We start from the raw sequence: 11,248 nt of genomic DNA, 5'->3' as shown, positions 1-11,248 counted from the left end.
ATCGTCGATGTCGGCGGCGGCTTCCCCTCGGTCTATCCGGGCATGGTCCCGCCGGACATGAGCGAATACGCCGACGCCATCCATCGCGGCTTCAACGAGATGCCGGTCTCGGAAACCACTGAACTGTGGTGTGAGCCCGGTCGCGCCCTGGTGGCGGAATCGTCGTCGGTCCTGTGCCGCGTCGACCTGCGCAAGGGCGACGCCTTGTATCTGAACGACGGCAGCTATGGTTCGCTGTTCGACGCGACACATTCGCGCTGGCCCTTCCCGGTCAAGCTGGTGCGCGACGCCGAGGCCTCGGGCGATCTGAAGCCGTTCCAGTTCTACGGCCCGACCTGCGACTCGATCGACCACATGCCCGGTCCGTTCTGGCTGCCGGCCGATATCCGTGAGGGCGACTTCATCGAGATCGGCATGCTGGGGGCCTATGGCGTCGCCATGTCGACCGGCTTCAACGGCTATGGCGAGCATGAGCTGGCCATGGTCGGGGACGCCCCGATGGCCTCGCTGTACGGCCTGGCACCCCGCTCCATCCCGACCGTGCGCACCACGGCCGAGGAACAGGCCCGCAAGATCGTTCGCCTGTCCCGCCCCAAGGGCAAGGCCGGCGTGCGCAAGCGGAAACGCTGACCCAAGGCTGACGCGACAGCGTCCCTCGGTTATCTAACGAAGCAGCGGCCCGTCGCTCCGTCCGGGCCGCTGCACTTTTCCGGACGGGCGCTCAAATCCAGGGAACCCCGCGAGATGACCGCACCCGTCCAGTCGAACACCAAGGCCCAGCTGCTCCAGAACACCGTCGAACACATCGACATCACCAGTTTCGACGCCCGGCCGATCGTCGACGCGATGCGCAAGATGTCGTTCTCCAGCCGCGACACGGCCCGGGCCGCCGACATCTTCTCGATGGCCATCGAGGACAAGGACTGCTCGCCGTGGCTGATCCTGGCCGGCTCGACCTCGGCCGGCGGCTGCATGCATGTGTACCGCGACATGGTGAAATTCGGCATGATCGACGCCGTGGTCGCCACCGGCGCCTCGATCGTCGACATGGATTTCTTCGAGGCCCTCGGCTTCAAACACTACCAGGCGGCCGGCGAGGTCGACGACAACGTCCTGCGCGACAACTACATCGACCGGATCTACGACACCTATATCGACGAGGAAGAGCTCCAGAACTGCGATCACACCATTCTGGAGATCTGCAACCAGCTGGAGCCGCGCGCCTATTCCAGCCGCGAGTTCATCTGGGAGATGGGCAAATGGCTCAGCGAGGGCAATGCCAAGAAGCCCGGCTCCCTGATCCAGACCGCCTATGAAGAGGGCGTGCCGATCTTCTGCCCGGCCTTCGTCGACAGCTCGGCCGGCTTCGGCCTGGTCAAGCACCAGAAGGAGCGGATCGCCGCCAAACAGCCCTATCTGATGATCGACGCCGTGGCCGATTTCCGCGAACTGACCGACATCAAGATCGCCGCGGGCGTCACCGGCCTGTTCATGGTCGGCGGCGGCGTGCCCAAGAATTTCGCCCAGGACACGGTCGTCTGCGCCGAGATCCTCGGCGTCGAGGCCGAGATGCATCGCTATGCGGTCCAGATCACGGTCGCCGACGTGCGCGACGGGGCCTGTTCGTCCTCGACGCTGAAGGAGGCGGCATCCTGGGGCAAGGTCCAGACCACGCATGAGCAGATGGTTTTTGCCGAGGCCACCACGGTGGTGCCGCTGATCGGGTCTGACGCCTGGCACCGCGGATCGTGGAAGAACCGCGAAAAGCGCCGCTGGAACAAGCTGTTCGCCAGGGGCTGAATCCGTCGCTTGCCAAACCGGCCCGGGGGGCGGGACCGTGTCCCGGTCCCCGGACTGTCGGGAACCCATCGGCCGGCGACGGCTTGGAGTCCCCGAGAGGATGACACCATGACCGACACACCCCTGCCTGCGGCCGACCATCCGAGCCCCGGGTCCGAAGACCAGCCGGACGCGGAGGCTCTCACCCTGGCGCTTTCGGGGTCTGACGGTGGCTCGGATACCCGCGCGGGCTCCCTGCGGGGTGGATCGGCGTCCGGCTCCGACATCGATCCCGATCAGGACCTGATCAATGCGACCCTGGCCGCCCAGGGACGCAGGGCGGCGACGGACCGGGACGGCCCCGCCGACTAGGACGCCCGGCAACACCGTGCCGCCTTGTGGTCGCCGCATCCATGAGCCACGGTGATTTTCACAATCAGAACAGTCTCAAGGACGTACGACGGATGAAGCGGAGCATGGCAGTCGCCTTGATGGCGATGGCAACCTCGCTCACGGGTTGCGGTAACGGTGATGCGCCGGCAGTGCCGCCGGTCGCCCCCGAAGCCCCCGCCGTGACGGCGGAAGCCGTCGGTCCCGCTGCGGTCGTCGTCGCAGCCCCGACTCCGACCCCCCGGACTTCGGGCCTCCCGGCCTTCGCCACCCCCTATCCCGACAGCCGGCCGACCGGCGCGCAGACTGCCGCCAATGGCCCGGACGGTCCCGGCGGCATCCTCTCCTTCACGACCGAGGCCGATCCCGACACCGTGGTCGCCTGGTACCGCCAGAAGGCCGAGGCCGCCGGCCTGTCATCGGTCATGGCCATGAACCAAGGCAAGGCCCGGGCCTATGGTGCCACCGCCGCCGACAACGCCGCCACCAGCCTCAGGGTCGTGGCCGATCCGGTCGATGACGGCTCGACCTCGGTCCAGCTGACCTGGAGCGTCGGACGGTGAAACCGGCAGGCGGCGCGGCCATTGCGGTTGCGGCGCTTCTGCTGGCCGCCTGTGCCGGCCTGCCCGCGGTGCCCCCGACCGCGGACATCGTCCTCACCGGCTATCTGGCGGACACCGTTACCGCCCGGCTGGCGGCCGAGGTGCCGCCGCCCTCCCCCACCCCAACCCCGGCGGACCGTGCCGGGTCCGACGCCTACCGGACCCTGGAAGGCGGCGACCGCTGGCTGATGGCCGTCACCCACGCCGAATTCCGTCCGCCCTTCGTCGCCCAGCAGTTCGACTGTGCCGTCGGGGCACGGATGACCGCACAACCAATGCCGGCCCTGACCCGGCTGATGACCCGGCTGCAGATCGATACGGTGGCCACCGGCGGCCTCGCCCGTGGCGGTAACCCGCGCCTGCGCCCGGCGGTCGTTGATCCGCAGCGGCGCGTCTGCATTCGCCTGACCGAGGCCGGACGCGCCGCCCCGTCCTGGCCATCGATCGCCGCCGCCGTCGGCACCGCCTATGCGGATCTGTTCAGTGATCTGGCCCCGGACCGGTCCGTCCCGGTCCAGCGTATCGGCCGGGAGATCGGCCTCAGTCGTGCCGTCTGCGGTCTGGACTGGCCGAGCGACGTCAGCGCCGGGGCCGGTCTGGGCCATACGGTCTATGCGGCGGTCGCCTCGACCCCGGCCTTTCAGGACGACCTGGCCCTGGCAAGGGTTGAGGTTACGGCCGTCCGCAGCGCCGCCGGCCCGGAAAGCCCGGGCTGTGCCGCCGAACGGCGACTGTTTCCTTCAGACGGCTAGACGGGATCAGGCAGGCCGGGGGGCGGTCAGGCTGCCGTACAGGTCGGTCCGGCGATCGCGGAAGAAGCCCCAGGCCGCGCGGTGGCGATCCAGGAAGTCGCGATCGAAGGTGTGAACCAGCACCCCCTCCTCGGTCCGGCCGAAGCTCTCGACCAGATCGCCGCGATGGTCGGCGATGAAGGATGAGCCGTAGAAGTCCTGGCCGTCGCCCGCCACCCGCTCATGACCGATCCGGTTGGCCCCGACAACCGGGACCACATTCGACACGGCATGACCCTGCATGGCCCGCTGCCAGGGCAGGGCGGTATCCAGTTCGCTGTCATGCGGCTCGGAGCCAATGGCGGTCGGATACATCAGGACCTCGGCCCCCATCAGCATCATGGCCCGGGCGGTCTCGGGGTACCACTGGTCCCAGCAGATGCCGACGCCGACCCGGCCGAACCGGGTGTCCCAGACCTTGAAACCCGTATCGCCGGGCCGGAAATAGTATTTTTCCTGATAGCCGGGGCCGTCGGGGATGTGGCTCTTGCGATAGACGCCCAGCGGCGCGCCGTCGGCATCCAGCATCACCATCGAATTATAATAATGCGGCCCTTCGCGCTCGAAGATCGAGACCGGGATGGCCACGCCCAGTTCGGCGGCGACGGGGGCCAGGGCGGTGACACAGGGGTGCTCCCGCCACGGATGGGCGGTGGCGAACCAGTGCTCCTCCTGGGTGACGCAGAAATAGGGGCCCTGGAACAGTTCCGACGGCAGGATCACCTGCGCGCCTTTCGCGGCGGCCTGACGGACCAGGTCGATGGTCCTGTCGATATTGGCCTGCATGTCCTGGCCATAGGACGTCTGCAGGCCGGCGACGGTGATTGTGCGGGCCATCAGGCAGGCTCCTGCTGGGAGATGCAGTGGAAGGAGCCGCCACCACTGAGAATGGCCAGCGACGGCAGCAGGATGATCTCGCGGTCCGGGAACACCGTGGCCAGGGCCTGGCCGGCCAGGTCGGCGGCGCGATCGTCGCCATAGGTCGGCACGATAATGGCCCCGTTGGCGATCAGGAAATTCATGTGGCTGGCCGGGATCGGCTTCTCGTCCTCGTCGGGAACGAAGCCCGGCGACGGGATGCGCAGCACCCGGATCGCGCCGCCGTCGGCGTCAATCATCTGCGACAGGGCCCTGGCGGTGGCGTCATAGACGTCGTCATTGGGATCGTTGCGGCCCCAGGCGACCGGACAGGCGACCACCCCCGGCGCGACGAAGCGGGCCAGGTTGTCGACATGGCCGTCCGTGTGATCATTCAGCAGGCCGTCACCCAGCCACAGCACCTTGCGCGCGCCGAGGGCCTGACCCAGGGCCACCTCGGCGGCGGCCTCGGACCAGCCGGGATTGCGGTTCGGATTGAGCAGGCACTGGCGGGTGGTCAGCAGGGTACCCGCCCCGTCATGATCCAGGGCCCCGCCCTCGAGGATGAAGTCATGCCGGGTCAGGGGAACACGGGCCGCCGCCGCGATTTGGCCGGCCACCTCGTCGTCATGGGGAAAGTCGTATTTTCCGCCCCAGCCGTTGAAGCGGAAGGCGTGGGCCGTAGCGGACGCGGGGCCGAAGATCGGCCCGGTGTCGCGCAGCCAGATGTCGCCGAACCGGCCGGCAACAACCTCGACCCCGGCAACGCCGGCGAACCGGGCCCGGGCCGCCTCGAGCGAGGCGTCATTGCCGACCATCAGCCGGACCTGTTCGCGGCCTGGACCGGCCAGGGCCCGCACCAGGGCCTCGACCTCGTCCCGGGCCTGTTCGAGCTGGTCCAGCCACAGCTCGGCGTGGCTGGGCCAGCCGACCCACATGGCGCGGTGCGGAGTCCATTCGGCCGGGATCGGCGGGAGCGAAGAGGTCATGGCGACGGCAAACATCCGGACAGGGCCCCAGCGGGCCAGCCCGGCCAGATAGACACCCGGCGGGACGACTTCAATGTATGGCGGGCGATTTCACCGGGTCCGCCTCCCGACAGAAAACCGACAGAGCCCCCGTCGGCCAAAGAAAAGGGGCGGCCCGTTGCCGGACCGCCCCCAATCTTTTGACGCAGGGTGTCGGGTCTAGAACTCGAACCGGGCACCCAGCTTGATCTGCCAGGTCGAGGCAGGAAGCTGCGAGCTGGGACGACGGGCTTCGCCGGACAGCGAGGCGTCGGGATTGGCACCCAGCGCCAGGTTCGGGGTCTGCAGCGACGAGTAGTTGAACACTGCGCCCGGAGCCGCACACGATGCCGAAGCACCGCCCGCGGTCTGGCAGGCCAGAACCACCGTGCCGACACCCTTGTAGAAGGGATACTGCTCGAGCGAACCCCAACGGCTGTTGATCAGGTTACCGAAGTTCTCGACGTCGAGGTAGAACTTCACCTTGCCGGTCGGGACGAACGGGACGGAGACTTCCTGGGACAGACGGATGTCCGCGGTGGTCACGGCCGCCGAACGGAAGCCGTTCCGCGGAGCGATCGAACCGGCGTAGTCAATCAGGCCGGTGTTTTGCAGGAAGGCATTGAAGTCCGCCATGTTGATGCCGGTGTAGGTGATCCGCGGATCACTCGTTGCGGTGACCAGACCGCTGGCATCCGTCTGCGGCACGTAGAACAGCTGGTTGCTCTGGCCGAGAGCGCCCGAATAGGACTGCGGCACGGCGTTGCCGAAGTCGTTGTCGTAGTTGCCGCTGCGGCTGCTGTGGAAGACGTACGAGAAGGGCAGGCCCGAACGACGCTGAACGAACAGGTTCACCGACGTCTCGTTGTCACCCAGCAGCTTGCGGGCCCAGTGAGCGTTCACCGAGAAACGGTGACGGATCTCATAGTCCGAAGTGGCCAGGGTCGGGTTGTTGTGGTCCGACGAGGCAAAACGAACATACGACGAGTCCGGCTGCGAGCTGGTCATCGGGTTGCCGTCTTCGGCCTCGGTGTAGGTGTAGGTCGCGCGGACGTCCAGGCCACGGGCGAAGCCCTCGGTCCATTCCTTCTGCGCGGTGATGGCGGTGGACAGCGAGTGGCCGCCCTTGTCGAGGTTGGTCAGCAGCAGATCGAACACTGCGGGGCCGGCCGGGTGGGAATAGACCGGACGGCCGTCCGGAGCCGTGCCCACCTGGGTGGCCAGCAGGTCCGTGTAGTACAGGGCGTTTTCGAAGTCGTTGTAGAGAACGTCGGCCTGCAGGCGGAAGTCCTCGATCAGCGGCAGACGGAAGTCGTGGGCGACCGTCAGGTTATACTTCCAGGCGCTCGGGGTCTTGAAGTTCGGGTCGAGGGCAACGACGCTGCCCTGGCCCGGGGTGAAGGTGCAGTTGGCACCGGCGGGAACAACCGACAGATCGGTGATGCCCGTCAGCGGGCCGGTGCACACCGAGTTGGTGATGCGCTGGCCGTCGTTGCCGAACGGGTTGCCGATCTGGACGTTGGTGCCGATGGCGGAGAAGCGACCGATGCCGCCGGAAACCGTCCACTCACCGGGCGTCCAGTTGAAGCCGAAGCGCGGCATGAACAGGTCTTTGCCGTCGAGGTTGGCGGTGTTGTCGAAGCCGTTGCGCGCCGCGAAGTTGGCGTTGCGGACCGGCGAGTCATCCATGCCGAACCAGTCGTAGCGCAGGCCGTAGGAGATGCGCAGGTCGTCGGTCAGCTGCCAGTTGTCTTCAGCATACAGCGAGCTCAGGTCGTAGCCGAAGGCCACGGCCCCTTCACGTGCCGTACCGAAGCTCGCCGGCACCGTGCCGCCGGCCGGATCGACGGCACCGCGGATGAACAGGTTGGACGCCGTGCCGGCCTGGAAGTTGGCGAAGCTGGAGAAGGTCCAGGTTCCCAGCGACTGGGAGACGAACACGTTGAGGAAGTCACGACGCTCGTTGCGCAGACCGGCCAGGAAGTCGTGCGACCCCCAGTTATAGCGACCGATCAGCTCGATGTTGGTGTTCTCGCTGTACAGATAGTTGTCGTGGCGGAAATTGTCCGCACCGAACTGGATCTGCGGGGTGCCCGAACCGGCGGTGACGCCGGGCAGGTCCGAAACCGTCACCGTGACCTGGCCGACCGACAGGCCGCCGACGGGGATCTGGGTGGATTCGGTTTCCTTGTAGCCGTAGCGCAGCTCGGTCGAGAAGGCGTCGGTCCACTGCGAGTTCAGCTGGACGTTCCACGTCGTCAGCCGCTCTTCCTTCAGATACTGGCTCGACTCAAGGGCCAGACGCGGCTGGCTGGTCGAGCCGCCGTTGAGGAAGGCCGAAGAGGTCGAACCGTTGAAGGAGTTGCCGATCGTCTCCTGGTAGGTGACGGCCAGGCGGTGGTTGTCGTTGATGTTCCAGTCGATCTTGGCGAGATATTTCTCATCCGAGACCGGCGGCGCGATATCGACGTAGGAGCCGGTGTCATAGCCGTAGCGGGACTGGGCGGCGGCGCGGAACGTATCGACGGCGCTGGTGGTGATGCGCGGGATCGGGTTGGCGAAGCCGGCGTCGGCCGGGCCTTCGTTCAGCGAGAACTGCGATTCAAACTTCTCGTAGGACAGGAAGAAGAACAGCGTGTCCTGGATGATCGGACCACCGAGCGTCGCGCCCCAGGTCTTTTCGTCGAAGACGCGGTTGTAGGGCAGTTCACGGCGATGACCGTAGGCCAGGTTGCGGTTGCCGACAGGACCCGTCGTCTGATCGTATCCGTAGTACCGGTCGCCCAGCAGGCTGTCGTCGCTCTTCTCGTAGAAGGCCGAACCGAAGAAGCTGTTGCCGCCCGACTTGGTCACGGCGTTGATCGAGCCGCCGATGAAGCCGTTGTTGATGACGCTGAACGGCGCGGCCGAAACGTTGACCGCCTCAACGGCGTCCAGCGAGATCGGCGAACGTTGCGTCGGGTAGCCGTTGCCGTTCAGGCCGAACTCGTCGTTCTGGCGGATGCCGTCGACGGTCAGCTGGTTCAGGCGGGTGTTGGTGCCGGCGAAGGACAGGGCATCCTCGTTCGACGGGTCGATGGTCGCGAACGGGTCGAGGCGGGCCACGTCCTTCAGGTCACGGCTGATCGACGGCAGCGACTGGATGGTATCGGCACCGTAGTTCGAGGACGAACCGGCACCGAAATCGTTGGTGAAGCGCTGGCCGGAGACGATCACGTCCTCGACGGTAGCGGCACTCTCGTCATAGACGACGACGTCGCCGTTGGCGGCATCGCCGACGCCGATGGCACCCAGATAGCTGACGCCACGACCGGTCGGGCCCACGGCCGACACGGCGTAGGGACCACCGACGCGGAGGCCGCGGGCGCTGTAGAAGCCGTTGGCGTCCGTCATTACGACGACGGAGGTGCCGGTCGGCTCATGGGTGATGGTGACGGTCGCGGCGGCCGCGGCGGAGCCGTTGGCGTCCAGAACCCGGCCGCGGATCGCGCCCGTGGTTTCCTGCGCATAGACGGCGGTGGAGGCCATCATGGCGATTGCAGCCAGCGAGACACCGCAGCTGAGGTTTTTGATGCGCATCGAAAATGAATCCTCTCTCAGATCGCCCCGTTCCGGCCATATGCCGGACACCTGCTTGACGAAGTCGACCGAGTTGCGTTCCGTCTAGGCTTGCATCTAGACGCCGGAGCGACAGGTTCATTACAGAATTGTGACGGCCCCCGACGGTGACCTATGAGCCACACTCGTCAGTCGGTGCCCCCCCACACCCGGCGCAGCCGGGCCTCCCGGCCGCAGAAGCGGCTGTAGCCGGCATAGCGGACCGGATTCAGGCGGGCGAAATTCTGATGGTGGCGTTCCGCCGGCCAGAAACGGGCGGCATCCCGCACCGGTGTGACGAACCGGGCCGGGGCCAGCCGGGCCGCCGCCGCCCGGCGCGAGGCCTCGGCGACGGGCTTCTGCGCCGCCGTGGCGAAGACCGCCGTCGCATAGGACGGCCCGCGATCACAGAACTGTCCGTCAGGGTCGGTCGGGTCGATGGTCAGCCAGAAGGCGTCCACCAGCTGGCGATAGCTGATCCGCGCCGGATCATAGGTAACCTGGACCGCCTCGACATGACCGGTGCCGCCGCGAACCACCTGGTCGTAGGTCGGGGCGCGGACGCTCCCGCCGGTAAAGCCTGACACCGCTGCGATCACCCCGGGCATGTGTTCGAAATTCGCCTCTGTCGACCAGAAACAGCCGCCGGCGAAGACGGCGGTCTCGCGGGCGGTGCCGGGCGCGGCCGGCGCGGCCGGCGCGCTTTCGGCGGCCTCCCCGGAGGAGCAGGCCGCGATGACGACGAACAGAAGGGCGGGAAACAGCGATCGACGATTGAGCATCCGGAATCCTCCTGGCCGACACAGGAGCCCGCCCATGGTCCTTATACGATACCGGCGGGCGTCAGGTTTCAGGCAGCGGCGAAAACATCGGTGATGGATCGCGCCGTGTCGTCCAGGGCCGCAGGCGCATGGAAGCTGCCGTTGAGCTGGGTTTGAGTGATGACCGTGGCGCGAAAACGCAGGAACAGATCCGGATCCGGTGGCTGCGGGGCCGACCAGAAGCTGTCGAGCGCCTGCTGATCGGTCAGTCCGTCGAAATCGAAAAAGGCGTCGCCCAGCGCCCGTACCGGCGTGCCGAACCCCAGCGCCGACAGGGCAGCGCTCGAATTATTGACCACCAGACCGCGCGACGCCCGGCACAGATGCGCCAGACTGCCGCCGTCGATGAAATCGACCCGTCCGGCCAGACCGCGCTCGACCGCGAGGGACCGGGTGATGCGCCGCAGATCGAGCAGGCCCGGATCCAGCGGATGGTTCTTGACCACAAGCCGGGCGTCCGCCGGAGCTGACCGGGCAAAACTGGTCATCACCTCGCCGAGAAAGGCCGTGTTATCCGGCAGACGCGAATAGCGCAGCAGCTGGGTGTCGCCCTCCCGCTGCAGGCAGATGAGGAAATAGGGGCCCCGCGCGGCCAGTCTTCCGGCGTCGCAGGCGACCGGCGAGACAGTCAGATTGCGCAGGTAGCGGCCGATATGACCGGCGCACTGCAGCCAGGCGGGGGCCGTATAGGCCGGCGCATAGAAGGGAAACAGGATCCGCCCCGGCACCTGGACCAGATGGTGCAGACTGATGTTGAACACATGATACGGCAGACTCCGGCCCATCGACCGGGCCGGGGGCGGCACCGGGACCGGGCGGTCATAGTCGGCCCGGGTCCGCGGCAGATTGGTGCGGGCATTGACCCCGTCCGGTTCCAGCGTGATCCAGTCGGGGCGGAAATAACCGTTCTCGAGAACCCAGACCCGGACGGATCGCGGCTGCGGCAGGGCGGTGACCGCGCCGTTATAGGGGCCGCCCTCGCCGAAGATGATCACATCGGTCACGTCTGGCAGCATGGCCGACAGCCGACCGGGCCAGGCCGCGGGGCCCTCGCGGAAGGCCACGCCCCCGGGTCGCCGCCATGACAGCTGGTCGCCGACATTGAACAGCATCCGGACGACGCCGCCGCCCCGGACGCGGATGGCGTCGGCCAGCCGTCCGGCGAACGGGCCGAACGGGGCGGTGACGATCAGGAACCGCCGCCCGGCCAGATCCGGGCGCGAGCGTTCCGGGTCTGACGGAAGGGGATCGACCATATCGAGCAAAATGCCGGTCCCTTCATCAGGTTATTGGCATGACGCCCTGTTCCTAGGGGCCGCAACGCGGTCTTGGCAAGCCGTCGCGATCGCAAACGAAAACCGCCGGCCTCCTTGCGGGGGCCGGCGGTTCAATCGTGTCGTGAT

9 protein-coding genes and 1 pseudogene are annotated in these 11,248 nt (G+C 67.1%); 5 read left to right on the top strand and 5 right to left on the bottom strand.

The window, feature by feature from the left end:
* The 5 genes and pseudogenes from PSV00_RS11695 to PSV00_RS11675 form a co-directional block, all read left to right on the top strand.
* Positions 1-630 (top strand): annotated as a pseudogene (locus PSV00_RS11695) (type III PLP-dependent enzyme); the annotation flags it as partial.
* A gap of 114 nt (positions 631-744) precedes the next feature.
* Positions 745-1,800: a deoxyhypusine synthase gene (locus PSV00_RS11690; protein WP_300447387.1), complete on the top strand. Its 1,056-nt coding sequence runs from the start codon at positions 745-747 to the stop codon at positions 1,798-1,800.
* Positions 1,801-1,908: 108 nt separating this feature from the next.
* A complete protein-coding gene (locus PSV00_RS11685; RefSeq protein WP_300447384.1) occupies positions 1,909-2,151 on the top strand; it encodes a ribonuclease in 243 nt (80 codons plus the stop codon).
* A 104-nt stretch (positions 2,152-2,255) separates the two neighbouring features.
* A complete protein-coding gene (locus PSV00_RS11680) occupies positions 2,256-2,732 on the top strand; it encodes a hypothetical protein (protein ID WP_300447382.1) in 477 nt (158 codons plus the stop codon).
* A complete protein-coding gene (locus PSV00_RS11675) occupies positions 2,729-3,523 on the top strand; it encodes a PA-phosphatase (RefSeq protein ID WP_300447379.1) in 795 nt (264 codons plus the stop codon). The genes PSV00_RS11680 and PSV00_RS11675 overlap by 4 nt, the downstream gene beginning before the upstream one ends.
* Before the next feature lie 6 nt (positions 3,524-3,529).
* On the opposite strand, the gene aguB is transcribed toward PSV00_RS11675, so the two are convergent.
* The 5 genes from aguB to PSV00_RS11650 all read right to left on the bottom strand — a co-directional run bounded on the left by aguB (position 3,530) and on the right by PSV00_RS11650 (position 11,101).
* Entirely contained in the window at positions 3,530-4,399 is an 870-nt protein-coding gene (aguB, locus tag PSV00_RS11670; protein WP_300447377.1) for an N-carbamoylputrescine amidase, read from the bottom strand.
* Positions 4,399-5,409, bottom strand: coding sequence for an agmatine deiminase family protein (locus PSV00_RS11665; RefSeq protein ID WP_300447375.1), 1,011 nt, complete (start codon positions 5,407-5,409; stop codon positions 4,399-4,401). The genes aguB and PSV00_RS11665 overlap by 1 nt, the downstream gene beginning before the upstream one ends.
* 198 nt (positions 5,410-5,607) lie before the next feature.
* Positions 5,608-9,006, bottom strand: a complete 3,399-nt coding sequence (locus PSV00_RS11660; RefSeq protein WP_300447373.1) for a TonB-dependent receptor — start codon at positions 9,004-9,006, stop codon at positions 5,608-5,610.
* Positions 9,007-9,173: 167 nt separating this feature from the next.
* Positions 9,174-9,806, bottom strand: a complete 633-nt coding sequence (gene msrA / locus PSV00_RS11655; protein WP_300447370.1) for a peptide-methionine (S)-S-oxide reductase MsrA — start codon at positions 9,804-9,806, stop codon at positions 9,174-9,176.
* Between the two features lie 68 nt (positions 9,807-9,874).
* A complete protein-coding gene (locus PSV00_RS11650) occupies positions 9,875-11,101 on the bottom strand; it encodes a capsular biosynthesis protein (RefSeq protein WP_300447368.1) in 1,227 nt (408 codons plus the stop codon).
* Positions 11,102-11,248: the final 147 nt, after the last annotated feature.

Source organism: Brevundimonas sp. (assembly GCF_029945885.1).
Lineage (GTDB): Bacteria > Pseudomonadota > Alphaproteobacteria > Caulobacterales > Caulobacteraceae > Brevundimonas.
Note: the sequence above shows the minus strand (reverse complement) of the source record. Positions and strands in the feature narration are given on the sequence as shown.